Annotated in this window: 25 protein-coding genes; 23 read left to right on the forward strand and 2 right to left on the reverse strand. The window is 31.5% G+C overall.

The window, feature by feature from the left end; all coding sequences use genetic code 11:
• Positions 1–12 precede the first annotated feature (12 nt).
• From GQR97_RS15505 to GQR97_RS15525, 5 genes are all read left to right on the forward strand, one after another.
• Complete coding sequence (locus GQR97_RS15505) at positions 13–945, forward strand: UDP-3-O-(3-hydroxymyristoyl)glucosamine N-acyltransferase (RefSeq protein ID WP_158850028.1); 933 nt, start codon at positions 13–15, stop codon at positions 943–945.
• Positions 946–1,033: 88 nt separating this feature from the next.
• The gene (sucD, locus tag GQR97_RS15510) at positions 1,034–1,906 is read left to right on the forward strand and encodes a succinate--CoA ligase subunit alpha (RefSeq protein WP_158850030.1); all 873 of its coding nucleotides are present in this window, start codon (positions 1,034–1,036) and stop codon (positions 1,904–1,906) included.
• A gap of 106 nt (positions 1,907–2,012) precedes the next feature.
• The gene (locus tag GQR97_RS15515; protein ID WP_158850032.1) at positions 2,013–4,985 is read left to right on the forward strand and encodes a M16 family metallopeptidase; all 2,973 of its coding nucleotides are present in this window, start codon (positions 2,013–2,015) and stop codon (positions 4,983–4,985) included.
• Between the two features lie 219 nt (positions 4,986–5,204).
• Positions 5,205–5,951 (forward strand): 3-oxoacyl-[acyl-carrier-protein] reductase, encoded by a 747-nt coding sequence (gene fabG, locus GQR97_RS15520; protein WP_158850034.1) that lies wholly within the window; start codon positions 5,205–5,207, stop codon positions 5,949–5,951.
• Positions 5,952–6,112: 161 nt separating this feature from the next.
• Positions 6,113–8,056 carry a VWA domain-containing protein gene (locus GQR97_RS15525; RefSeq protein ID WP_233267554.1) on the forward strand — a complete coding sequence of 648 codons (1,944 nt, stop codon included), beginning with the start codon at positions 6,113–6,115 and terminating at the stop codon, positions 8,054–8,056.
• A gap of 111 nt (positions 8,057–8,167) precedes the next feature.
• Here GQR97_RS15525 and GQR97_RS15530 read toward each other — a convergent pair whose 3' ends face one another.
• Positions 8,168–8,968, reverse strand: a complete 801-nt coding sequence (locus GQR97_RS15530; protein WP_158850038.1) for a universal stress protein — start codon at positions 8,966–8,968, stop codon at positions 8,168–8,170.
• A gap of 158 nt (positions 8,969–9,126) precedes the next feature.
• On the opposite strand from GQR97_RS15530, the gene GQR97_RS15535 reads away from it, so the two are divergent.
• The 16 genes from GQR97_RS15535 (at position 9,127) to GQR97_RS15610 (ending at position 24,328) form a co-directional block, all read left to right on the forward strand.
• Positions 9,127–9,942, forward strand: coding sequence for a prohibitin family protein (locus tag GQR97_RS15535; RefSeq protein ID WP_158850040.1), 816 nt, complete (start codon positions 9,127–9,129; stop codon positions 9,940–9,942).
• A gap of 376 nt (positions 9,943–10,318) precedes the next feature.
• Positions 10,319–11,176 (forward strand): ATP phosphoribosyltransferase, encoded by an 858-nt coding sequence (hisG, locus tag GQR97_RS15540; RefSeq protein ID WP_158850042.1) that lies wholly within the window; start codon positions 10,319–10,321, stop codon positions 11,174–11,176.
• A gap of 47 nt (positions 11,177–11,223) precedes the next feature.
• The gene (hisD, locus tag GQR97_RS15545; protein WP_158850044.1) at positions 11,224–12,513 is read left to right on the forward strand and encodes a histidinol dehydrogenase; all 1,290 of its coding nucleotides are present in this window, start codon (positions 11,224–11,226) and stop codon (positions 12,511–12,513) included.
• Positions 12,506–13,531: a histidinol-phosphate transaminase gene (gene hisC, locus GQR97_RS15550; protein ID WP_158850046.1), complete on the forward strand. Its 1,026-nt coding sequence runs from the start codon at positions 12,506–12,508 to the stop codon at positions 13,529–13,531. Before hisD ends, hisC begins: the two co-directional genes overlap by 8 nt.
• A complete protein-coding gene (hisB, locus tag GQR97_RS15555) occupies positions 13,531–14,667 on the forward strand; it encodes a bifunctional histidinol-phosphatase/imidazoleglycerol-phosphate dehydratase HisB (protein WP_158850048.1) in 1,137 nt (378 codons plus the stop codon). The genes hisC and hisB overlap by 1 nt, the downstream gene beginning before the upstream one ends.
• A gap of 55 nt (positions 14,668–14,722) precedes the next feature.
• Positions 14,723–15,304 carry an imidazole glycerol phosphate synthase subunit HisH gene (gene hisH, locus GQR97_RS15560; protein WP_158850050.1) on the forward strand — a complete coding sequence of 194 codons (582 nt, stop codon included), beginning with the start codon at positions 14,723–14,725 and terminating at the stop codon, positions 15,302–15,304.
• A 67-nt stretch (positions 15,305–15,371) separates the two neighbouring features.
• Positions 15,372–16,097, forward strand: a complete 726-nt coding sequence (gene hisA / locus GQR97_RS15565) for a 1-(5-phosphoribosyl)-5-[(5-phosphoribosylamino)methylideneamino]imidazole-4-carboxamide isomerase (protein ID WP_158850052.1) — start codon at positions 15,372–15,374, stop codon at positions 16,095–16,097.
• Between the two features lie 13 nt (positions 16,098–16,110).
• Positions 16,111–16,866 (forward strand): imidazole glycerol phosphate synthase subunit HisF, encoded by a 756-nt coding sequence (hisF, locus tag GQR97_RS15570; RefSeq protein ID WP_158850054.1) that lies wholly within the window; start codon positions 16,111–16,113, stop codon positions 16,864–16,866.
• A 41-nt stretch (positions 16,867–16,907) separates the two neighbouring features.
• The gene (gene hisIE / locus GQR97_RS15575; protein ID WP_158850056.1) at positions 16,908–17,501 is read left to right on the forward strand and encodes a bifunctional phosphoribosyl-AMP cyclohydrolase/phosphoribosyl-ATP diphosphatase HisIE; all 594 of its coding nucleotides are present in this window, start codon (positions 16,908–16,910) and stop codon (positions 17,499–17,501) included.
• Positions 17,502–17,553: 52 nt separating this feature from the next.
• On the forward strand, positions 17,554–18,963 hold the full coding sequence (locus tag GQR97_RS15580; RefSeq protein ID WP_158850058.1) for a right-handed parallel beta-helix repeat-containing protein: 1,410 nt from the start codon (positions 17,554–17,556) through the stop codon (positions 18,961–18,963).
• A 90-nt stretch (positions 18,964–19,053) separates the two neighbouring features.
• Entirely contained in the window at positions 19,054–19,833 is a 780-nt protein-coding gene (locus GQR97_RS15585; protein ID WP_158850060.1) for a tRNA pseudouridine synthase A, read from the forward strand.
• A 151-nt stretch (positions 19,834–19,984) separates the two neighbouring features.
• The gene (locus GQR97_RS15590) at positions 19,985–20,491 is read left to right on the forward strand and encodes a Dps family protein (protein WP_158850062.1); all 507 of its coding nucleotides are present in this window, start codon (positions 19,985–19,987) and stop codon (positions 20,489–20,491) included.
• 52 nt (positions 20,492–20,543) lie between these two features.
• Positions 20,544–21,452 (forward strand): mechanosensitive ion channel family protein, encoded by a 909-nt coding sequence (locus tag GQR97_RS15595; RefSeq protein ID WP_158850064.1) that lies wholly within the window; start codon positions 20,544–20,546, stop codon positions 21,450–21,452.
• Between the two features lie 53 nt (positions 21,453–21,505).
• Positions 21,506–22,060: a hypothetical protein gene (locus GQR97_RS15600; RefSeq protein WP_158850066.1), complete on the forward strand. Its 555-nt coding sequence runs from the start codon at positions 21,506–21,508 to the stop codon at positions 22,058–22,060.
• 89 nt (positions 22,061–22,149) lie between these two features.
• Positions 22,150–22,833: a DUF2461 domain-containing protein gene (locus GQR97_RS15605; RefSeq protein WP_158850068.1), complete on the forward strand. Its 684-nt coding sequence runs from the start codon at positions 22,150–22,152 to the stop codon at positions 22,831–22,833.
• Positions 22,834–22,933: 100 nt separating this feature from the next.
• Positions 22,934–24,328 (forward strand): glycosyl hydrolase family 8, encoded by a 1,395-nt coding sequence (locus GQR97_RS15610; protein WP_158850070.1) that lies wholly within the window; start codon positions 22,934–22,936, stop codon positions 24,326–24,328.
• Between the two features lie 109 nt (positions 24,329–24,437).
• On the opposite strand, the gene GQR97_RS15615 is transcribed toward GQR97_RS15610, so the two are convergent.
• Complete coding sequence (locus tag GQR97_RS15615; protein WP_158850072.1) at positions 24,438–24,854, reverse strand: glyoxalase; 417 nt, start codon at positions 24,852–24,854, stop codon at positions 24,438–24,440.
• Positions 24,855–25,006: 152 nt separating this feature from the next.
• Between GQR97_RS15615 and GQR97_RS15620 the strand changes: the two genes are divergently transcribed.
• Positions 25,007–25,894 (forward strand): DUF72 domain-containing protein, encoded by an 888-nt coding sequence (locus GQR97_RS15620; RefSeq protein WP_158850074.1) that lies wholly within the window; start codon positions 25,007–25,009, stop codon positions 25,892–25,894.
• 147 nt (positions 25,895–26,041) lie between these two features.
• Positions 26,042–26,425, forward strand: coding sequence for an acyl-CoA thioesterase (locus tag GQR97_RS15625; RefSeq protein WP_158851857.1), 384 nt, complete (start codon positions 26,042–26,044; stop codon positions 26,423–26,425).
• Positions 26,426–26,452 lie beyond the last annotated feature (27 nt).

Consider the following 26,452-nt stretch of genomic DNA (forward strand, 5'->3'; position numbering starts at 1 on the left):
TAAAAATATATAATGAAATTTCCAAAGCAACATACCTTAAAACAAATCGTAGACCTTATTGGGTGCGATTTTGTTGGTGACATAGATTTTCCTGTTTTTGGCATGAATGAAATTCATGTGGTTGAAGCTGGGGATATTGTTTTTGTAGATCATCCAAAGTATTACGATAAAGCATTAAATTCTGCAGCTACTATTATTTTAATTAATAAGAAAGTGGAGTGTCCAGAAGGGAAGGCTCTATTGGTTAGTGACGATCCATTTAGAGATTTCAATACATTAACTAATCATTTTAAGCCTTTTAAATCGGCTAATAGTGCTATTTCAGCGTTAGCTAAAATAGGGGAGAATACAATCATTCAACCTAATTGCTTTATTGGTCATAATGTTGAAATTGGCGATAATTGCCTTATTCATGCCAACGTAAGTATTTATGATGATACGGTTATTGGTAACAATGTCACTATCCATTCGGGAACAGTTTTAGGAGCAAATGCTTTCTACTATAAAAAACGTCCCGACGGTTATGATAGATTAAAATCCGGCGGTCGTGTAGTTATCGAAGATTATGTTGATATTGGAGCAGCATGTACTATTGATAGAGGTGTAACAGCCGATACTCGTATTGGATATGGCTCTAAATTAGATAATCAAATTCAAATTGGTCACGATACTGTTCTTGGTAAAAAATGCCTTATAGCATCGCAAGCTGGAATTGCAGGTTGTGTTATAGTTGAAGATGAAGTGGTTATTTGGGGGCAAGCAGGTGTAAAAAGTGGGATTACCATTGCAAAAGGAACCGAGCTTTTTGCTCAATCTGGATTAGGACATTCAACAGATGAAAATAAGGCGTATTTTGGGTCACCGGCTGGTGAAGCTAGAGCAAAATTTAAGGAATTAGCCTATATTAGAAAGATTCCGGAAATATTAAAATCAATAAAAAAATAACAAAAAAAGTAATTCGGTTTTTACTTTAAAAATAGGATTCAAAAAATTACTTTTGTTAAGTAAATATAATAACGATAAAAAATCTTCTATGAGCGTTTTAGTAAACAAAGATTCAAAAATAATAGTTCAAGGTTTTACAGGTAGTGAAGGTACTTTTCACGCCAGTCAAATGATTGAATATGGAACAAATGTTGTTGGTGGTGTTACACCAGGAAAAGGTGGTCAAACACATTTAGACAGACCTGTTTTTAATACTGTTTTAGAAGCAGTAGAGCAAGTAGGAGCAGATACTACCATTATATTTGTACCGCCAGCTTTTGCTGCCGATGCTATTATGGAAGCTGCCGATGCTGGAATAAAAGTTATTATTACAATTACAGAAGGTATTCCTGTTGCCGATATGATTACGGCATCAAACTACATAAAAAACAAACCATGTCGTTTAATAGGTCCTAACTGTCCAGGTGTTATTACACCGGGTGAAGCTAAAGTTGGTATTATGCCAGGTTTTGTTTTCAAAAAAGGTAAAGTTGGTATTGTTTCTAAATCAGGAACTTTAACTTATGAGGCTGCAGACCAAGTTGTAAAACAAGGTTTAGGTATCACAACGGCTATTGGTATTGGTGGAGATCCAATTATTGGAACTACAACCAAAGAAGCTGTTGAATTATTAATCAATGATCCAGAAACAGAAGCGGTTGTTATGATTGGTGAAATTGGAGGTCAATTAGAGGCAGATGCTGCAAACTGGTACAAAGCTAGTGGAAGTAAAAAACCTGTTGTTGGTTTTATCGCTGGTGAAACTGCACCTGCAGGTCGTACTATGGGACATGCTGGAGCTATTGTTGGTGGAAGTGATGATACTGCACAAGCAAAAAAGAAAATTATGAGAGCATGTGGAATTCACGTTGTAGATTCTCCTGCTGAAATTGGAAAGAAAATTGCTGAAGTTTTAGCATAAGTATTTGCTGAAATTAAAATATAGTTCATAAGAAAAATCGTTAACTTCTTTGAGTTAACGATTTTTTTATGCTTAATTTTAACCTTATCATCTAAAAACTCAATCTATGAATCAAATTAAAACAATTTTTATTTTTGCCATTTTAGCTATTTGTTATAGTTGTAAAACGGATCAAAATTCTGAAACAGCTGCTGTATCAGTAGCTTCAAATACCGATGCCAATGGTTTTTCTTATGAAACTATAGAAAACGATCCAACAGGTTTACGTTTATATACTTTGGAAAACGGGTTAAAAGTTTATTTAAGTAAAAATACTGACGAACCAAAAATTCAAACTTTTATTGCTGTTCGTGCAGGATCAAATTACGATACAAAACAATCTACAGGTTTAGCGCATTATTTAGAACACATGGTGTTTAAAGGAACCGATAAAATTGGAACGTTAGATTGGGAAAAAGAAAAAGTGTACTTAGATGAAATTTCTGATTTATATGAAGCGCATCGTGCGGAAACGGATCCCGACAAAAAAGTAGAATTGTATCGTAAAATAGACGAAGTTTCATTAGAAGCATCAAATTATAGTGTAGCTAATGAATATGATAAAATGATTAGTTCACTTGGAGCAACAGGAACTAATGCGCATACTTGGTTTGAAGAAACCGTTTATAAAAATAAAATTCCGGCTAACGAATTAAATAAATGGCTTACGGTAGAAAGCGAGCGTTTTAGTCAATTAGTTTTACGTTTATTCCATACGGAACTTGAAGCGGTTTTCGAAGAATTTAATAGAGGTCAGGATAGTGATTATAGAAAAGCGCATTACGCTATGCTAGATGGCTTATTTCCAAATCATCCATATGGACAGCAAACTACCATTGGTAAAGCCGAGCATTTAAAGAACCCTTCAATGGTTGATATTCATAACTATTTCAATACTTATTATGTGCCTAATAATATGGCTATGGTTTTAGTTGGCGATTTAGATTTCGATAAAACTATAATAGAAGTTAATAATGCCTTCGGAAAATTTAAGAATCAAACAGTAACGCATCCAACTTTACCAAAAGAGGAACCTATTACATCACCAATAAAAAAGGAAGTTTTTGGGCCAACGGCAGAAAATGTATCTATTGCATTTAGAGCGAATGGTATTGGAAGTGAAGATCAAAAATTTGTTACGCTGGCTGATATGATTTTAGCAAACGGAAATGCTGGTTTAATCGATTTAAATCTAAACCAAAAACAAATAGTGCAAAACGCCGGATGTTCTCCAACATTTTTAAATGATTATGGTTATCATCAATTTACGGGAACACCAAAAGAAGGACAATCTTTAGATGAAGTTAAAACACTGCTTTTAGAGCAAATAGAAAAATTAAAGAAAGGTGAGTTTGAAGATTGGATGATTGACGCTGTAGTTAACGATTTAAAACTAAGTCAAACAAAGCAATACGAAAACAGTACTGCTTTAGCATCGGCATATTATAACGCTTTTATTCATCATGAAAATTGGGCTAGTAAAGTGAAATTTTTAAATGATCTTAAAAAAGTAACCAAACAGGAACTGGTAGATTTCGCTAATAAATTTTACCAAGATAATTATGTAGTTACTTATAAAAGACAAGGAGAAGATTCCAATATTGTAAAAGTTGAAAACCCGGGAATTACGCCTGTTCATTTAAATCGGGATAAAAGCTCAGAGTTTTTAACTAATTTCAATACGATTGAATCGGAATCGTTAAAACCTAAATTTATCGATTACAAAACAGCCATTAAATCTACGGAAACTACTAATGGGATTGAAGTTTCATATATTGAAAACGAGTTGAATGATTTATTCGATTTAAACATCATATTTGATATGGGTGGCGATAATGATAAAAAACTAAAACTCGCGGCAAATTATTTAGATTATTTGGGGACAGATAAATATAGCAATGAAGCTCTTAAAAAAGAATTTTATAAACTTGGAGTAAGTTATTATGTTTTTGCAGGTGATGATAAAACGTATGTTGGCCTTAACGGTTTAAAAGAAAATCTACCAAAAGGATTAGAACTTTTGGAACATCTATGGAATAATGCAATTCCAGATCAAGAGGCATATAAAAAATATGTAGAGTCGATTATAAAAGGACGTCAGGATAATAAAGGACAAAAAGGAAGTATTCTTAGGAATGGCTTAATGAGTTATGGTAAATATGGTGAAAATTCTCGTTTAAGAAATATCTATAAAACAGATGAGCTAAATGCCATTGATCCTAAAGAATTAGTAGATATTGTAAAGGATATGAAGAACTATAAGCAACGTATTTTTTATTATGGAAAAGATATTGATGCTATGGTAACGGCACTAAATACAAGTCATAATATTCCTAAAGATTTAAGAGTATATCCAGAGGCTGTAACTTATGAAGAACAAGAGACGGGTGGAAATGTTTATTTTGTAGATTTTGATATGGTACAATCGGAAATGGTGTTTTTAGCAAAAGGAGATCCCTTTAATGCCAAGAACATGGCTGCTTCAACCTTATTTAACACTTATTTTGGTAGCGGATTATCATCTATTGTTTTTCAAGAGATTCGCGAATCTAAATCTTTAGCATACTCTGCTTTTTCAAGCTACCAAATGGCAGATGAGAAGGGAAAAGCTAATTATGTTATGGCTTATATGGGAACGCAAGCGAATAAAATGCCTCAGGCAGTAACGGCTATGATGGATTTAATGACTAACATGCCAGAAGCAGAAAAGCAATTTAATGCTGCTAAAGATGCTACTTTGAAAAAAATAGCAGCGCAACGTATTACTAAATCGGGTATTTTTTGGAATTATGAAAATCTAAAAAAACGAGGTATAGATAATGATAATCGAGAAGCTATGTATAACACCATAAAAGATATGACCATCGAAGATTTACGTGATTTCTTTAATAATAACATAAAAGGAGAGCAGTATAATGTAATGGTTATAGGGAACAAAAAAGATATTGATTTTAAAGCCTTAGAGGCGCTAGGTAAAGTTCAGGAAATGGATGTTGATTATTTGTTTAATTATGAAAAAAGCGAAAAACTAAAAATGTAAATGAAAAGCCGATAAGTTTTTGTAACCTATCGGCTTTTTTTATGTGCAATTATAATAGGAATTGTTATATTTGATTTTGGTTTAAAACTAATACAAAGTATAAAATAAGTAAGATATCAACTAAATTTTTATAACGCATTCTTAAATAACAGTTTACTCGAGTAAAGTCTTGAATGTATTAATGTTGTATGTGGTAAATAAAAAATAATAAGTAAACACATGAAATTATTAGAAGGAAAAACAGCCATAATAACTGGTGCAAGTAGAGGTATTGGTAAAGGCATTGCCGAAGTATTTGCTCAAAACGGTGCAAACGTAGCATTTACATACAGTTCGTCTGTAGATGCAGCTAATCAACTCGAAAAAGAGTTAAATGCACTTGGAGTAAAAGCAAAAGGTTATCAAAGTAACGCTGCAAATTTTGCAGATGCCCAAAAACTAGCTGCTGAAGTTGCTGAAGAATTTGGTAGTATTGATATTCTAGTAAATAATGCTGGTATTACAAAAGATAATTTACTTATGCGTATTAGCGAAGAAGATTTTGATACCGTTATTGAAGTAAACTTAAAATCGGTTTTCAACATGACAAAAGCTGTACAACGTACTATGCTAAAGCAACGTAAAGGCTCTATTATTAATATGAGTTCGGTTGTTGGAGTTAAAGGTAACGCTGGGCAGACCAATTATGCTGCTTCTAAAGCTGGTATTATTGGTTTTTCTAAATCGGTTGCTTTAGAGTTAGGTTCAAGAAACATTAGAAGTAATGTAGTTGCTCCTGGTTTTATTGAAACTGAAATGACTGCAAAGTTAGATGAAGAAGTTGTTAAAGGATGGCGTGCAGGAATTCCATTAAAACGTGGTGGAACTCCAGAAGATATCGCGAATGTTTGTGTGTTTTTAGCTAGCGATATGTCGGCTTATATTACAGGGCAAACTTTAAATGTTGATGGAGGAATGCTTACTTAATTTAAGTTTTATGTACACCCGTTAATGTGGGAATATCATTAAAATTTACTCTTAAAAGCTTAAAAGCTTAAATGCAAATAGAAACAATAATTTACATTATACTCGCTGGAATTATAGCGCTTTTACTGGCACTTTTCCAGTATATTTATAAAACGAAAAGCATGTCTAAACTGAACATGCTTTTCGCTTTTTTGCGCTTTATTACTATTTTTTCAATACTTGTTTTATTAATAAACCCAAAATTTAATCAAACAACATTTACTACAGAAAAGCCAAATTTGGTGATTGCGGTAGATAATTCAAACTCTATAAAGCATTTAAATCAAACTGAAAAAGTTAAGGCTTTAGTTGAAACTATCACGGATAATACAGCATTAAAAAATAAATTCAATCTCGAATTTTACACCTTTGGAGAAACCTTTAAAGCTTCAGATTCACTAACATTTTTAGAGAATAAATCTAATATAAATGAAGCTTTTATTCAGTTATCTCAAATTTATAAAACTAGTAATTCTCCTACCGTATTAATTTCCGATGGAAATCAAACACTTGGAAACGATTACGAGTTTGCTAGTTCAATATATAAACAGCCAATTTATCCTGTAATTTTAGGAGATACCATAACATATGTTGATTTAAAAATTCAACAACTCAACGTTAATAAATATGCTTATTTAAAAAATAAGTTTCCTGTTGAAGCTATTGTAGTTTATAGTGGTAACGGAAATGTAACTTCTAAGTTTGTTGTAAAAAAAGGAAATACAGTTGTGTTTTCTAAAAACGTAGTGTTTTCGAAAAACAACAATTCAACAATTATTAATTTTAATCTACCAACATCGCGTGTTGGCGTTAGTGTTTATAAAGCCACATTAATTCCAATTGATAATGAAAAAAATAAGGTTAATAATTCTAAAAACTTCGCAGTAGAAGTAATCGATCAGAAAACAAATATAGCCATAGTTTCAACCTTTTCGCATCCCGATTTAGGAAGTCTTAAAAAAGCTATTGAAAGTAATGAGCGTAGTACGGTTTCGTTTTTAGATCCAAAAGAAATAATTTCAAAAATAAATGATTTTCAATTAGTTATACTTTATCAACCAAATAATAAGTTTAAAGAGTTGTTAGTTCTTTTAAATGCTGAAAATAAGAACAGATTAATTATAGAAGGTAGTAAAACAGACCTGAATTTTCTAAATGAAAACAATAAAACGTTCGATCACGAAATAACGGATCAAACTGAAAATTATCAAGCTGAATTAAATATTAACTATTCACCTTTTTTAATTGATGATATCAATTTTGAATCGTTTCCGCCGTTAAAATCAAATTATGGATCGGTTGTTTTTGCTGTTCCTTTTCAAACTATATTATATAAAAATGTAAATGGTATTTCAATTAAAGAACCCTTATTGGCTACATTGGAAACAAATGGCAGGAGGGAAGCTGTTCTTTTTGGAGAAAATATTTGGAAGTGGCGTTCGCAGAATTTCTTGAATTCAAAATCTTTTACTCAGTTCGATGATTTTTTTGGAAAAATAGTTCAATACTTGGCTTCAAATAAAAAGAGAAGTCGTTTAAATGTCGATTATGAGTCTTTTTATAATGGAAGCGGAAATATTACTATTAAGGCTGAGTTCTTTGATAAAAACTATGTTTTTGATGCTCGAGAAAGTCTTCAAATTAAACTAATTGATAAAGTTTCAAAAGAAGAAAAAAACCTTCCTTTAATTCTGAAAAACAATAATTATCAAGTTGATTTAAGCAGTTTGATTCCTTCTGAATATAGTTTTACGGTAAGTTCAACAAATGAAAACTTATCTAAATCTGGTAGTTTTCAAATTTTACAATATAATGTTGAACAACAGTTTTTAAATGCCAATTATTCTAAGATGCAACAATTAGCAACTAACAGCAATGGTAATAGTTATTTTATTGATAATTCTGACGATTTACTAAACGATTTACTAAACGATAATCGATATCAAGCCATTCAGAAAAGCCATAATAATAGTCTCCCTTTAATTGATTGGGAATACCTATTAGGTATAATTGCATTAAGCTTGACTGTAGAATGGTTTTTAAGGAAGTATAGTGGATTAGTGTAAATTTATCAACTGAGTTAAACTATAAAAAAAGAGAATTATTTCTTCAGCTATATGAAAGAAACACTTCTCTTTTTTTAATTTTAATTTAAATAATTACTCTGCTTTTTTTAATTAAGCATGAATGGAAAGTAAAGGAATATCTAATCCAGAAGACATCATTCGGGTTTTACTTTTATGAATTAATGATGACCAAAATCCATATTCGTAAGGAATCATTATTAGTATATCTGGTTTGTACTCTATCATTTCATTTTTAATTTCGTCTATAACAGCTTCAGATTGAACGCTTTTGTAGAAATAAGAAACCTCTTCTAAAGGCTCTAGAATCTCTTTATTATTTTTCAATTCAGTTATTTTATCGTTAACATGTAAAACCCTCAATTCGGCATTAAACTTCTTCGTTGTTTTTTTAATTTCTTTTACAATATTAGTTGTAATACCTTTTTCAAGATCACATGCAAATAATATTTTTTGAACATCTTTAAATTCAGCCTTAACTGGAACGGCTAAAATAGGAATTTGTACTTTGTTTATAGCTTCTGATGTTGTACTACCTAATAAATCATTTTCTATGCTTTTTACATGCATACCCATAACCATCATATCTGCATGGTGCTCTGCTATAGCTCGTTTTAATTGTTGAAAATATCCTCCCATAGCAAAATCAACTTTGATGTCAATATCATAGGTTTCCGAAAGTTTTTTAACACGATCTTCTACTTTTGTTTTTGCGTAATCTATTGATTTTAGAATATCTTTATAGGGTAACCTAGCCTGAACAGCGTGAACGGAAACGATATGTAGGTGAAAAAGAACTAATTTAGCTTCGATTTTTTTTGCAATTCCAATGGCATATTTAGTCGCGTTTTTTGCTTCCTCAGAAAAATCTGATGATATTATAATTGTTTTCATTCTGTTAAAATTTAGTGGTGTATAAAGTAGAATAAAAGTACGAATTTAAACCGTCAACCTCAAGGGTTTTAACACTCATTTCACGTCTATATTATGGTGGGTAAATTCGTTGAAACTGTTTAAATACCGTATATTTACAACTTAACTAAATAATAAAAATGGAAAAATTCCCTAAAATAGCATTCCCGTTCATCATTGCAGCGGTTGTATTAGTAATTGTATTGTCTAAATCTGCTGTAACCATTGGTTCTGGAGAAGCTGGAGTACTATTTAAAACTTTTGGAGAAGGTGTGGTTGTCGATGAGCCAGCCTTGGGTGAAGGATTTCACGTTGTAGCTCCTTGGAATAAGGTTTTTGTTTATGAAGTAAGACAACAGGAAATTCTAGAAAAAATGAATGTTTTGTCGTCTAATGGATTAGATATTCAGCTTGAAGCATCGGTTTGGTTTCAACCAGATTTTAAAAACTTAGGTAGACTACACCAAGAGAAAAGTGAAATGTATAAAGAGCGTGTATTGCTTCCTGCAATTAGATCTGCTGCTAGAAGTGTAGTTGGTCGTTATACACCAGAGCAATTATATTCTAGTAAGCGAGATGCTATTCAACAAGAAATATTTGAAGAAACTAGAAATTACGTTAAAGATCAATTTATTCAATTGAATGAAGTTTTGGTTCGTGACGTTACATTACCATCTACAATTAAAGATGCTATTGAGCGTAAATTAAAACAAGAGCAAGAATCTTTAGAATATGAATTTAAGTTAGTTACAGCAGCCAAAGAAGCCGAAAAAGTAATTATTGAAGCTCAAGGTAAAGCGGAATCTAATAGGATTTTAAGCGCTTCGTTAACTGATAAAATTTTACAAGACAAAGGTATTGATGCAACTATAACATTAGCACAGTCACCTAATAGTAAAATTATTGTTGTTGGTTCTGGAGATAGTGGTTTACCTCTTATTTTAGGAAATCAATAATCGATTTGATTTTAACACAACTTAGAAGTAAAATAAATGATTAGGTTTATTAAGTTTAAAATAAAACAATTCAATATTTTAAAGCTTCTTTTGAAGATTAATTAATCATTTGTAAACAAAATTAAAGAATGCATAAATATTAAGAATTTATTTCTTATTTGTTTGGCATTTTAAACATATATTTTGCATATTTGTAGTGTTAATAAAACAAAGACATGACTTTTATTCAAATACATCATCATTTTCATATTTGCTTTCAAGCGAACTGAAAATGTATTGAATAAAATCGACATATTTTTAAACCCGTTTGAGCCAATCAAGCGGGTTTATTTTTTTAAAACCAGTGAGGTTGTTTCAAACTCATAAAAACAATAAAATGAGTAAATTAAGAATTGCAGTACAAAAATCAGGACGTCTAAACGAAGACTCAATGTCACTTTTAAAAGATATCGGTATTTCTATCGATAATGGTAAAGATCAATTAAAAGCCTCGGCAAGGGATTTCCCTGTTGAAGTATTTTATTTGAGAAATGGTGATATTCCTCAATATTTAAAAGATGGTGTGGTAGATGCCGCCATTATCGGAGAGAACGTTTTAATCGAAAAAGGTGAAGGTATTAACGTTGCTGAGAAATTAGGTTTCTCTTCATGTCGTGTTTGTATTGCCGTGCCAAAAGATGCCGATTATAATAGCATAAAAGATTTAGATGGTATGCGTATTGCAACCTCGTATCCAAATACTGTACAACAATATTTAGATAAAAACGGTGTAAAAGCTAATATTCACATTATTAACGGATCGGTTGAAATAGCACCAAACATTGGTTTAGCCGATGCTATTTGTGATATAGTATCTAGTGGAAGTACCCTTTTTAAAAATAATTTAAAAGAGGTTGAGTCTATTTTAAAATCTGAAGCTGTTTTAGCAGTTTCACCAATTTTAAGCGAAGGCAAACAAGCTATTTTAGATACTATTCAATTTAGAATTCAATCGGTTTTAAAAGGAAGAAACTCAAAATACGTGCTATTAAATGCGCCAAATGATAAGCTAGACGCTATTATTTCATTATTACCTGGAATGAAAAGCCCAACTGTATTGCCATTAGCGCAAGAAGGATGGAGCTCAGTACACTCGGTAATTCCAAAAAACGATTTTTGGAATATTATTGAAGGATTAAAAGCAAACGGAGCCCAAGGTATTTTAGTTTGTCCAATTGAAAAAATGGTACTATAATTTGTTGTCATTCTGTACTTGTTTCAGAATCTAATACTATTAAGAACATGCAAATAATAAATAACCCAAATAAAGCGGATTGGAAGGACCTTTTAAAACGTCCAACTCAAACTGTAAACGATATTGAAGGCACTGTAACTAATGTGTTTCAAGATGTTATTAATCGAGGTGATGCGGCTATTAAAGAATACACCATTCGTTTTGATGGTATAGATTTAGAGTCGAATATTATTTCAACAAAAGAGATTGAAGATGCTATAAAAGTGGTTTCTGAAAATCTTAAAAATGCTATAAAAAGCGCTAAACATAATATTGAAGTTTTTCATAAGGCACAACAAACATCAAAAATTGAAGTAGAAACAACCAATGGTGTATCATGCTGGCAAGAAAAACGTCCAATAGAAAAGGTTGGTTTATATATTCCAGGTGGAACTGCACCATTATTTTCAACGGTTTTAATGTTAGCTGTTCCTGCACAAATTGCAGGTTGTAAGGAGATTGTGTTATGTTCACCACCTAATAAAAAAGGAGCGTTAGCTCCAGAAATTCTGTTTGCTGCAAATTTATGCGGTGTCACTAAAATTATTAAAGTTGGCGGAATTCAAGCGGTTGCAGGTTTAACTTTTGGAACAGAAACAATACCACAAGTATATAAAATTTTTGGACCAGGAAATCAGTTTGTTACGGTTGCTAAGCAATTAGCCACAAAACACGGTGTTGCTATAGATATGCCTGCTGGACCAAGTGAATTATTGGTTGTTGCAGATAAAAGTGCCAATGCATCTTATATCGCTTCAGATTTATTGAGTCAAGCAGAACATGGTACAGATAGTCAAGTTATTTTGGTGTCAACGTCTCAAGATATTATCGAAGGTGTTTCAACTGAAATAGAAAAACAATTAGAGGTACTTCCGCGTAAAGCCATTGCAGAAAAAGCGATTGCAAATTCGAAGTTAATTTATGTTGAAAACGATGAATTAGCCTTAGAAATGATTAATGAATATGGTCCGGAACACTTTATTATTTGCACAGAAAATAATGATTTTTATGTCGATGGTATTCGTAATGCTGGCTCTGTTTTTATAGGTGATTATACGCCGGAAAGTGCAGGAGATTATGCTTCGGGAACCAACCACACATTGCCAACTAACGGATTTAGTAAAGCCTATTCGGGCGTGAATTTAGATAGTTTCTTAAAGCAAATGACGTTTCAAAAAATAACAAAAGCAGGTTTACTAAATATTGGTGAAACAATTGAGTTAATGGCTGAAGCCGAAGGATTACAAGCACACAAGAATGCAGTTTCTATCCGATTAAAAGACTTGAGAAATGATTAGTTTAAAAGATATAGTTAGAGATAATATCTGGAATTTAAAAGCATATTCGTCTGCAAGGGATGAATTTAAAGGCACTGCTGATGTTTTTTTAGATGCTAATGAAAATCCGTTTGGAACGTTAAATCGTTACCCAGATCCACACCAAAAAGCTATTAAGGAAAAGTTATCTGTTCTTAAAGGCGTAGAAACAAATCAAATTTTTATTGGTAACGGAAGTGATGAAGTTATCGAATTAGCATTTCGTATTTTCTGTGAACCAGGAAAAGATAAGGTTTTAACCTTTTCTCCAACTTATGGTATGTACGATGTTTCTGCGAATATCAATGATGTCGAAATTATAAAACAACCGTTAATTAATGATTTTCAGATCAGCCTTAATCAATTACAACCGTATTTAGATGTTGAAGAACTAAAAATTATTTTTATCTGTTCGCCAAACAACCCAACAGGAAACATATTAAATACTGAAGACCTTGAGTATATTTTAGAAAATTTCAATGGTATTGTAATTGTCGATGAGGCGTATATTGATTTTAGTTCGCAAGATTCCTTCATTAAAAATATCAATAAATATAATAACTTAATTGTTAGTCAAACCTTCAGTAAAGCTTGGGGATTAGCAGGTGTTAGAGTTGGTGTTGCTTATGCAAGTGAAGCTATTATAAATTTATACAACCGTGTAAAACCTCCTTATAATGTAAGTACATTAAATCAGGATGCGGTTTTAAATAGATTGAATAATTTAGATGAAGTAAAGCATAATATTGATGCAATTCTTTCAGAACGTACAAAATTGAAAGAGGCGTTAATAAAGCTTCCTTTAGTTAAAAAAATATATCCAACAGATGCTAATTTTTTATTAATTGAAGTCGATAATGCCGATAAAGTTTATCAATATTTAATTGATGAAAAGGTTATTGTTAGAAATAGACATACGCAAGTTGATAACTGTATCCGTATTACGGTTGGTACGCCTGCAGAAAACAAAATATTAATAGAGACTTTAAATTCTTTATAATGAAAAAAGTACTTTTTATAGACAGAGACGGAACTTTAGTTTTAGAGCCGCCGGTAGATTATCAATTGGATAGTTTAGAGAAATTAGAATATTACCCTAAAGTATTTCAATACATGGCTAAAATAGCGAGTGAGTTGGATTATGAGTTGGTAATGGTAACAAATCAAGATGGTTTAGGAACAGATTCTTTTCCTGAAGACACGTTTTGGGGACCGCAAAATAAAGTTATTGATGCTTTTGCTAAAGAAGGTATTGTTTTTGCCGATGTGCATATAGATAAAACATTTCCGCATGAGAATGCTGAAACACGTAAACCGAGAACTGGTTTATTAACAAAGTATTTTTCTGAAGATTACGATTTAGAAAACTCATTTGTGTTAGGTGATAGAATTACCGATATGGAATTGGCTAAAAATTTAGGCGCAAAAGGTATTTTCTTATCTGAAGATCTGGAATTAGGTGCAGATGAAATTGAAACCTCAAAACAAGAAATATTAGATTGTATTGCCTTAACAAGTACAGATTGGGAAGCCATTTATGAGTTTTTAAAATTAGAAGATCGTACCGAAGAAATTACAAGAAACACCAACGAAACTAAAATTTATATTAAGTTGAATTTAGATGGTTCTGGTAAAAATGATATTCATACAGGTTTATCATTTTTCGATCACATGTTAGATCAAATTGGACGTCATGGTGCAATGGATTTAACGGTAAAAGTGGATGGCGATTTAAATGTGGATGAACACCATACTATTGAAGATACCATGATTGCTTTAGGTGAATTATTCAACAAAGCCTTAGGAAATAAATTAGGCATTGAGCGTTACGGATTCTGTTTACCAATGGATGATTGTTTAGCACAAGTTGCTGTAGATTTTGGTGGTAGAAACTGGTTAGAATGGGATGCGGAATTTAAACGTGAAAAAATAGGCGATATGCCAACTGAAATGTTTTATCATTTGTTTAAATCTTTTACAGATGGAGCCAAATGTAATCTAAACGTAAAAGCGGAAGGTTTAAACGAGCATCACAAAATAGAGGGTATTTTTAAAGCTTTTGCAAAGGCAATGAAAATGGCTGTAAAACGTGATTCTAACAAAATGTTTTTGCCGAGTACAAAAGGGATGTTATAATAAATTTTGACTGCTGATTTATTTTCAGTAGATCGAAGTATAAATCAAGAATCAATTGAAATTAGTCATAATAAATTACGGAGCTGGAAATATTAAAAGCATACAGTTTGCTTTTAAAAGGCTAGGTGTTGATGCTGTTTTATCTAATAATCCAGAAGAAATTTTGGCTGCCGATAAAATTATTTTCCCTGGAGTTGGTGAGGCGAGTACTGCAATGAAAATGCTTAAAGAAAGTGGATTAGCATCTTTAATTCCAAATTTAAAACAACCTGTTTTAGGAATTTGTTTAGGGATGCAATTAATGTGCAAAACTACAGAGGAAGGTAATACTAAAGGACTTGGCATTTTTCAAACCGATGTAAAGCGCTTTGATCATTCAGTAAAAGTTCCACATATGGGCTGGAATGTTATTAAAGATTTAAAATCCGATTTATTCAAAGGTTTAAAGGAAAATGAATATATGTATTTAGTGCATAGTTATTATGCCGAGCATTGTAAAGAAACTATTGCAAAAACAGATTATGGATTAAATTACGCCTCGGCATTGAGGCATAATAATTTTTATGGGGTACAATTTCACCCTGAAAAAAGTGGAATTGAAGGCGCGAAAATTTTACAAAACTTTTTAGACCTTTAATTTCTTTATATAATTACGGCGGAATTAATACTAATAACCAGAAACTATTAACGAGTAATCAATAATAATGAGAATAATACCAGCAATAGACATTATAGACGGTAAATGTGTACGTTTATCAAAAGGCGATTACAATACTAAAATAATATATAATGAGAATCCTTTAGAAATAGCTAAACAATATGAAGCTCATGGTATCGAGTGTTTACATTTAGTGGATTTAGATGGAGCTAAGGCCAGTCATATTGTAAACCATAAGGTTTTAGAAGCTATTGCAAGCAAAACCAGTTTGAAAATTGATTTTGGTGGTGGATTAAAAACAGACGAGGATTTACGTATCGCTTTCGAGTGTGGTGCTGGACAAATTACAGGAGGAAGTATTGCTGTAAAACAACCTGACGTTTTTAAAAATTGGTTATCTAAATTTGGTGCAGATAAAATTATTTTAGGCGCCGATGCTAATAACGAAAAAATAGCCATTAGTGGTTGGTTAGAAGAATCGGAGGAAGAATTAATTCCTTTTGTAAAGAACTATCAAAAAGAAGGTGTGCAGTATGTAATTTGTACAGATATCGCTAAGGATGGCATGTTAGAAGGGCCTTCTTTCGATTTGTATGAAAAAATGCTTAACCAACTTCCTAATATAAAATTAATTGCAAGTGGTGGTATTTCAACTTTTGATGAATTACCAAAATTAGCCGAATTAGGTTGCGAAGGCACTATAATTGGTAAAGCCATTTATGAGAATAAAATTAGCTTAAAACAATTGGAGAATTTTATCTTGAATAAATAATAAAACGTTCAAAATGCTTACAAAAAGAATAATTCCTTGCTTAGATATTAAAAACGGACGTACTGTAAAAGGTGTGAATTTTGTTGATTTGCGTGATGCAGGAGACCCAGTAGAACTCGCAAAACAATATGCGGACGTAGGAGCGGATGAACTTGTATTTCTAGATATTTCGGCCACTTTAGAAGGCAGAGGAACCACTTTAGATATGGTTTTACGTGTGGCGGAACAAGTTAATATTCCGTTTACGGTTGGGGGAGGAATTTCTTCTGTAGAGCATGTTGATGAGTTATTACACTGTGGTGCAGATAAAGTTTCTATTAATTCTTCGGCTGTTAAACGCCCAGAATTAGTGAACGAATTATCAAACAAATTTGGTAGCCAATGTGTTGTGGTTGCTATCGATGCAAAAGAAGTTGACGGACAATGGAAGGTGCATTTAGCAGGTGGAAGTATCCCGACGGATATTGATTTATTCGAATGGGCAAAAGAAGTAGAAACACGTGGTGCGGGTGAAATTTTATTCACATCAATGAATCATGATGGAACAAAAAACGGTTTTGCAAACGAAGCTTTAGCCAAATTATCCGAAACCTTAAATATCCCAATAATAGCATCGGGTGGAGCAGGGAATGTTCAACATTTTATTGATACCTTTGAAATCGGAAAATCTGATGCAGCTTTGGCCGCTAGTGTGTTCCATTTTGGTGAAATTCCAATTCCAGAATTAAAGAAAGAATTAAAAGCAAATCATATAGAAGTTCGACTTTAAGTCGGCATACTGAATCTTTTCAGTAACAAAAATAATTTATCATGACTATTAAATACGATGCCAACGGACTAGTTCCAGCAATTATTCAAGATGCAACAACAAAAAATGTTTTGATGTTGGGTTATATGAATGAAGAATCTTATCAAAAAACATTAGAAACGAAGAAAGTTACTTTTTTTAGTAGAAGCAAGCAACGCCTTTGGACAAAAGGTGAAGAAAGTGGAAACTTTTTAAATTTAGTTGATATTAAAAATGATTGCGATAACGATTCATTACTTATTCAAGTAAACCCAGTTGGTCCTACTTGCCATACAGGAACTGATACGTGCTGGAAAGAAGAAAACAAATCTAATTACGGTTTCTTTTCAACATTAGAAGATGTAATTACAGAACGTGTTGCAAACAAGGATACAAACAAGTCTTATGTAGCCAGTTTATTTGCAAAAGGTATTAATAAAGTTGCTCAAAAAGTAGGCGAGGAGGCCGTGGAAACGGTTATTGAAGCTATGGATAATAACGACGAATTGTTTATTTATGAATCGGCAGATTTAATGTTTCATTATCTAATGTTATTACAAGCAAAAGGCTTCACTTTAAAAGATATAGAGAAAGAATTAATAGGAAGACATAAGTAAAACGTCTTTTTTTAACATTTTATCGTAAATTGCATATATAAACCTACTTATAATGACAATCTACACTCTTAAAAAATCAGCACTACTATTATGTAGTGTTTTTTTTGTTTTTGCATGTTTCGAAGATTCAGATGATTCTTTATCTTATAAGAATACACCGTTAAGTGCAACGGATTTAAATAATCCAAATCCGTTCTCTGGTACCATGGCTCCCATAGAAACAATGCCTTACAGCGAAATTTCAAGTTTAAAATATTGTATTGAATTGGACCGATGGGATATTCAAAATAATAACTCAAATCCAGAAAAAACAACAGATAATTTACAACTAGCCATAGATTGGGCAGTTTCCGAAGGTTATGGCCAAATTTGTCTACCAGAAGGTCATTATCTTATAGGTAAATATGGGAATGATATTTATCAAGCCGGTATTGTATTGGATAGTAATATGGCTTTTTTGTTAGATGAAAATGCGATAATAGAAATGGCTCCAAATAATAAGTGGAACTATTGCGCTATTGCCGTTCGCGGAAAATCTAATGTTGTTATTTCTGGAGGAACCATTCTTGGAGACCGTGAAAACCATGAATATACTGCTAGAGAAAGTGATGGAGCTATAGCTCATGATGAAGGACACTTAATTTGTATTGAAGGAGAAAGTGAATCTGTTACTGTAGAAAATGTAACTTTAGGAAAAGCAAACGGCGATGGTATTTTAATGGTTGGAAGTCCAAAAGATGATCCAGAACAAAAGCTAAAAGATATTACAGTTAGGCGTAATAATTTTTCGGATAATAGAAGGCAAGGTATTTCGTTAGTTGGTAGTTCAGATGTTTTAATTGAAGATAATGAAATTCATCACACAAATGGAACTTCTCCTCAGTTTGGTATAGACTTAGAAGGTGCCGGACGGTTAAATCAAAACATTACTATTAGACAGAATTATTTTCATAATAATAGAGGTGGAGATGTTGTAAATACTGATGGTGAAAATATTTTATTCGAAGATAATATTTTAACTCAAGGCGAAGATAGTCAGTATATAGACGGACCAATTGTGTATTGGAAAAATGCAGATTGGACAATAAGAAATAACAGTATAACCATGCGTACGGTTTCTGTTAATAATTGGAATGGAATTATTATGTACTCTAATGATAATGATAAAACAAACCCTGCAACTACTTACATTTATGAAAACACATTAAATAATTGTGGTATGTATATGTACAAAGGTGGTGATTTAGAAATCACCAATAACGACATGATTAATGGGCATTTGGCTTTTAAAGAAATAACGAATTTAACACTTGAGGACAACCGTGTAGAACACGAGAGTAAATGTTGGGCTTATCGTTTTTTAGAAGTTAGTGGTTCTGCAACTGGAAATACATATAACGGTGAAGCTTTTGATATACCTTTACAAGCAAATATACCTTGGGATGGCTGTTGGATAAACTAACCTTCTAAAAAATTAGTTTATAAAGTAGTCTAAGATATATTACTATAATTAGTAAAAAGAATGTATTTTTCACCACTTTAAAAATAAGTAATGAAAAAATATTTCTATCTCATAACCATTCAATATTTAGGCTATCGTTTTCATGGTTGGCAAAAACAACCAAATGTAAAAACGTTGCATTTAATGGTGGATAGAACGTTTAATTTCATCTTAGAAGGTAAGCGTTTTAAAAGTTTAAGTTCGGGTAGAACAGATGCTATGGTATCTGCGGAATGTGCGGCTATTGAACTTTTTTTATTTGAACCTATTGAAGATCAAGTGGCTTTTTTAGAGCTTTTTAATAGAAATTTACCACAAGATATTCGCGCTTTAGAAATTAAAGAGGTTGATGCAAAATTCAATATTATTCAAAATTCAAAAATTAAAGAATACTTATATTTATTCGCTCATGGAGAAAAGTGCCATCCTTTTTGTGCTAATATAATGACGACGGTTTTAGATGAATTAGATATTGATTTAATGAAAGAAGGAGCTAAACTTTTTGAAGGCGAGAATTACCTAAAGTCTTATTGTTACAAACCAACTGATAATGGAGTTTATACACGAGAGATTATAACTTGTGAATTAATTGAAAACACGGTTTATACCGCTAATTATTTTCCAGAAAAAACATATATTTTGCGTGTACAAGGTAAAGGATTTATGCGAAATCAAATTCGTTTAATGATGGGGACACTCTTCGATTTGGGTAAGGGGAAATTATCGCTTCAAGATATTCGTGATAGTTTGAAACCAGATAACAATATTGCGATAAATTACGTTGCTCCAGCTTCAGGTTTAATTTTGAAAAGTATTGATTTCATTGACTAAACCTTAGTCTTTTATTCTTAATTATTTTAACTTTTTAAGTTTTATTTAACTTAATTTATGTTAAATAAAACTTAAGACCGTTAAAGCCTGTTAAAGGGTTTGGGAACGCTTATATAGCTCTTATATTGAATGGAAACACAAACAATATATTATGAGCTATTTAAAAATGAACGATGAAGAATTATTACCTGTGGTGATGGAATTGAATATTTTATTAGCCGATTACCACGTTTATTACCAAAAATTACGCAGCAACCATTGGAATGTTGTCGGCAAAAACTTTTTTGATTTGCATGAAAAGTTTGAACAAATGTATAATGATGCACTTATAAAGATAGATGAAATTGCCGAACGCATCTTAACGTTACGCTATCATCCAATGAGTCAGTTGGAGGATTATCTTAAATCGTCTTCTATAAAACAAAATGTAACTCTTAAGTCTGATGAAGCTATGGTTGAAGAGATTTTAAGCGATCATAAATTGCTACTAGAGCAGATGGGGAAAGTTATGGAGAAGTCTAATAATGCTTCCGATGAAGGAACTTCCGATTTAATCGGAGCTTATATTCGTGAACTGGAGAAAACAAGTTGGATGCTAGAAGCATGGACTAAAGAGTCTTCTAAAATCATTAAGGAAGAAGTTGTTGAAGTTCGTTAGGTTATTTAATTATTATTAAAAAATAATTAATAATCATAAAAACTTAACAATTATGGAAACTACATTTAATGAGGCGTTTAGTAACCTTATTGCAAAATTAGAAGGTTGGTTTACAACTATAATAGAATATTTACCAAATTTAACATTAGCAATATTAGTATCAATTGCAGCTTATTTTGCTGCAAAATATGTAAATAGATTAACCTATAAAATGGTCTCTAAGCGTATACAACAAGATTCTGTTGCACACATGATTTCAAGAATAGCAGCGGTAATGCTAGTCATTATTGGTTTATACATTTCTCTTGGTATATTAAATTTAAGTAAAACATTAACCTCTTTATTAGCTACAGCAGGTGTTGCCGGTTTAGCTATTGGTTTAGCATTACAAAACACCTTAAGTAATACAGTTGCTGGTGTGTCGCTTTCTTTTAGAGAAAAAATACAGATAGGAAATTGGGTAGAGACTAATGGATACTCTGGAGAAGTTATGGATATCAATTTAAAAGAGTTTGTTATAAAAGAAGCTGATAATAATATCGTGATTCTACCAAACAAATTGATTCTAGAAAATGCTTTGAAAAACTATTCTTTAACCACAAGAATGCGTGTGGCTTTAAAGTGTGGTGTTGGGTATGAATCCGATTTAGCAAAAGTAAAATCCTTAACAAAAGAAACAATTGCAGCTAATTTTGATCAAGTTAAAAGTGCTGATGATGTCGAGTTTTATTACACTGAATTTGGTGGTAGCTCGATTGACTATTTATGCCGATTTTGGATTGACTCAGAAAGCATGCTCGACAAATTAAATGCTAAAACAGAAGCTATTATAGCGATTAAAAATGCATATGATAAAGCAGGAATCAATATTCCTTTCCCAATTCGAACACTTCAATTCGATAATAAATTATCTGTAGACACGTCCAAAACATCACAAAAAAACGAATTCTCTAAGAACTAGAGTAGATTTATCATTATCGATAAATTATTTATTTAAATTTAAAAATAAAAACAATGAAAAATTATATATACATAGTTGTATTACTTATTTGTGGTACCGCTATGGCGCAAGAAAAACCTAAAGACATAAAAGAAGAAACCATTGAGAAAACGGTTAAATATAACAATGGAGAAGAAGTAACCGAAAGTAAATTAAAAGTTATTTCACGAGAAACATCTAGCATCGAGTTATCTATGGATGATATGGAAAAAGTGAATCAGGAACGGATTGCTTCAACTAAAAAAGTGGAAACTATGGTAATGGTAGATGATGATTTGGATCCCGATTATGATTTATTATCAAAAGAAACTCATTTTGTAAGCGATGATAAAAATTTTAAATTTTCGCCTAACGATGGTGGTTTTAATATTGTTTTCGATAATAATGATAATGAGTTTGTTGTTGTTGGAAAGGCCTGGAGTACAAAAAATCCTGGCAGTTATATTGTAAAAGGAGAAACATATAATGGTATTGGTTATTTAACCGAAAAAGGCGAATTTGTTGTAGAATATTATAACTCCGATTCGGAAAGTATAGAAACCATTTCATACAAACCAATAAAACTATAATAGATAGTCGTGTTAAGTTCTTAATAAAAGTTCCGATTCGTTCGGGACTTTTTGTATTTTAGATGTTCAATAAAAGGAAAGTAATATATATGAGTGTTTCTGTGCCGAAATCGGCTTTTACATATTTAAAAAAGTTAGAAAAAAATAATGATCGCGAATGGTTTGGCGATAATAAAGCGGAGTTTCAATCCATTCAAAAAGAAATAAAAGTATTTTATAATGCGCTTCTAGAAGCTTTAAACAAACATGATGAAATTGATAAACTTAAAATTTTTAGAATTTACAGAGATGTAAGATTTTCTAAAAATAAATTACCATATAAAACACATTTTAGCGGTTCTTTCCAAAGAGTGAAACCTAGGTTACGTGGTGGTTACCATGTACAAATTAAACCAAATAATGAAAGTTTTATTGCTACAGGTTTTTGGGATCCTGCTCCCGCCGATTTAATGCGTATTAGAAAAGAGTTTGAAATGGACGACTCGGAAATTCGTGAGATTATTAGTGAAAAGTTGTTTAAAAAAACTTGGGGTGGTTTTGTTGGAGATGAAGTAAAAACAGCGCCACGCGGATTTAATAAAGAGGATAAAGCCATCGATTTAATTAAAAAGAAACAATACATTTTTATTAAGAAATATACCGATGCTGAAGTTTTAGATGTTAATTTTATAAATGAGGTAAGTGCTGCATTTAAAGTGATTCGACCTTATTTTGATTATATGAGTGATGTGTTAACCACTGATTTAAATGGGGTATCTTTAATAGATAATTAATTCTTCAACTAAAAAGATGCGTTAATTATTCATTTTATAGTGATACGGGAAATCCTTTATATTGTTTGTAGCGTATATACAAATTTAATGCCCCAAACATATGAAAAATAATTACCTCGTACTTTTCTGCTTCACATTTGTAGTTTCATTAAGTTCTAATTCGCAAATATCACAGATTAGTTTTTTGAATGCAAATTATAGTTATGGAATCCAGCCTGAAAATATTCAATCTACTGATATATACAATGTATATGTTGCATGGAGAAATGCTTTTGCAGAACCATGTACTAATGGGAGGTATCGAATAAAATTTGATACACCATCAGAAACAGTGTCTGAAGGTATTGGTTATGGAATGTTACTTTCTGCTTATGCTAATGATAGAGAATTATTTGACGGATTATGGCTGTATTATAAAGATTTTTCTAATAGTAATGGAGTCATGAATTGGAAAATCAATGAATGTACTTCTGTTATTGAATCAAATGGTGCTTCCGATGCAGAGTTAGATGCAGCTTATGCTTTAATTGTTGCAGATAAACATTGGGGAAGCTCAGGAACTATTAATTATAAAGATGATGCCTTAACTTTAATTAGTGCTATAAAAACACATGAGGTAGAAAGTGGAACTTACGTTTTAAAACCTGGTGATGCTTGGGGAGGAACTAGTAATACCAATATATCTTATTTATCTCCAGGTTATTTTAGGGTTTTTGGAATTTATTCTAATGATACCGTGTTTTGGAATGCTGTAACCGATAAAAGTTACGACATTTTGAATGCAAATTTATCTATAAATAACGCATCATATAATTTAGTGTCCGATTGGTGCAAAGCAGATGGTACATATTCAAACGAAGTATCATGGGCTGATTACGAAGGTAAAACATATGCTTACAATGCCGCAAGAACACCTTGGAGAATAGCTTTAGATTATATTTGGTTTGGAGATTTACAAGCCATTAATTACACTAATTTGTGTAATGGTTTTGTAAATGCTCAAGGCGGTTTTAATCAAATATTTCCTGGTTATTCTCAAGCAGGAGTCGCTATGAATACCGAGTATAGAGATCCAACTTTTACAGGAGCTTATGCCTCTGCGGCAATGTCTTCAACAAGTCAAAATTTTGTAGATAGCGGTTATTCCGAATTAAAAACTCAAACTACAGACGCTTATTTTGGTTCAACTTTAAGAGCTATATATATGTTTGCATTATCTGGAAACATGTATAATGCTTTATCGGAAACTGTTTTGAGTAATATATCTGAGACACAAAAAACATTTAAATTATATCCAAACCCAGTTTTAGATAATTTAAATATTTTATTTAAAACATCTAAGCTTAGAACCATTAATGTATATACAATTAATGGTGAACTTTTACTTTCTAATGAAGTAAATACTTTACAAGTAAAAATAGATTTAAGTCAATTTAATTCAGGTTTGTATTTTTTAAATATTGATAGAGAAAACTTTAAGATTATTAAATCTTAATTGAAATTTTACTATCAAAAACATATCAAATAAAAAAAGCGTGTATTTAAATCAATTCTTTTTTTTTTGAATAAAAATACTACGCCTAAATTTATGCTTTTATTTGGTGCTAAACTGCTTTAAGTAATTCTGGTTTTTCAAAAAGTTGAATATTACTTAATAATCTTTCTTTCACAATATTCATCATGCGTTTATTTAAAGCCGACGAGTTTTCAGTATAAATTAAATATTCTTCAACTGTAAAAACGCCAATAATCATCCCTTTTAAAGAATTCCGAAATTTCATATTTTTTTGGATAGCATTTTCCATATAATCCATACGTTTTTCCAACGATAAACCGTAAAAAATCGATTTATGCTTTACTATATAATTCCTGAAAGCGGCAATCAATAAATCGTTTTGCATTTTAATGCATGGGCGAAGCACTAAGTTTTGGAAACGCTCGTCTGCAGACATGGCATCGTTTATAGTTGCTGTTAAAATCTCTGGACGAATGTTCTTTAAATTAAAGTCTCTTGAATTCATAGTTTTGATTTTTATTCAATTTAAAGATTATTAAGGTCGATATAGGATTTGTGATTTTTAATTATCCACGAGGTTATTAACATTTATAATTTTTTATCTTTATAGCAGATTAATTTTCTTTTATTTTTACATCGAAAAACAAAATAAAGCACATGAACTTTGGTAGCGTTACAAACCCCGGAAATATTGAGTTTACACTACCTAAAGATCATATAGATACCAAGTATATTTTAGATAAAGTAAAAGATGATCAAGTGCCTGAAATTTATGTAGGTTGTGCAAAATGGAATAGGGCAGACCTAAAAGGTTTTTATCCTCGTGGAACAAAAGATGAACTTAATTATTATGCTTCTCAATTTAATTCTATTGAATTAAATGCTACGTTTTATAATCTTTTCTCGCCAGAGCAGTTTGCAAATTGGTTCGATAAAACGCCTCCAGATTTTAAGTTTTTCCCGAAGTTGCATAAAGAAATAAGTCATAAAAAAGTTTTAAATGATACTCAAAATAATGTTGAGAATTATCTATATAATATATCCCAATTAAAAGAAAAACTAGGCACCACCTTTTTGCAAATGCATAGTAGTTTTAGTCCTAAAGATTTTGATAACGTTATTGCTTTCGCGGAAAATTGGCCGAAGAATGTTCCGTTAGCTATGGAGTTCAGGCATACCGATTGGTATAATGATAAAACTGTTGCTGAAGATTTATATCAACTTTTAGAAGAGAATAATATTTCGAACGTGATTACAGATACTGCAGGTCGACGTGATTTATTACACATGCGCTTAACGAATGCAACCGCTTTTGTACGTTATGTAGGAGCTAATCACTTCTCTGATTATTCACGATTAGACGAGTGGGTAGAACGGCTAAAACTATGGAAAACACAAGGTATTAAAGAAATTGATTTTTTTATTCATCAAAACATTGAAAAAGAATCGACTTTGCTTTCTGCATATTTTATAAAAAAGATAAATGAGGAATTGGGATATACACTAACCATTCCAAATGATGATGGACAGCAACTTCTCTTTTAAGTTAAATATTAAAATCAAATACAAGAATAAATAAAAGTAATTACAAACAATATTCAAGTTATAATTGTTATGTTACTTTTATGCTATAAATCGAATAATAATAATAATAATAATAAAGTTTTAATGAAAGACGACAAAAACAGAAATATGAAATTTCATAGTAGAAAATGGGTAAAACCCGAAGATTTAAATGCGAACGGTACCTTGTTTGGAGGGCGCTTATTAGAGTGGATTGATGAAGAGGCTGCTATTTATGCCATCATACAATTAGAAAACCAAAAAGTGGTCACTAAATTTATGAGTGAAATCGATTTTAAATCGTCTGCAAAACAAGGTGATATTGTTGAAATTGGTATCAATGTTGTCAAGTTTGGTCGGGCTTCACTGATACTAAGTTCGGAAGTTAGAAATAAAATGACACATGAAACCATTATTACTATTTCCAACATTGTTATGGTAAATATTGGCCCGAACGGAAAGCCAATGCCACATGGGAAAACAGAAATCGAATATGTGGTTGATAGGTTGTAAAAAGAGGCCTTAAATTTCTTTTAAAAA

This window comes from Algibacter sp. L1A34, from assembly GCF_009796805.1.
Taxonomy (GTDB): Bacteria; Bacteroidota; Bacteroidia; order Flavobacteriales; family Flavobacteriaceae; genus Algibacter.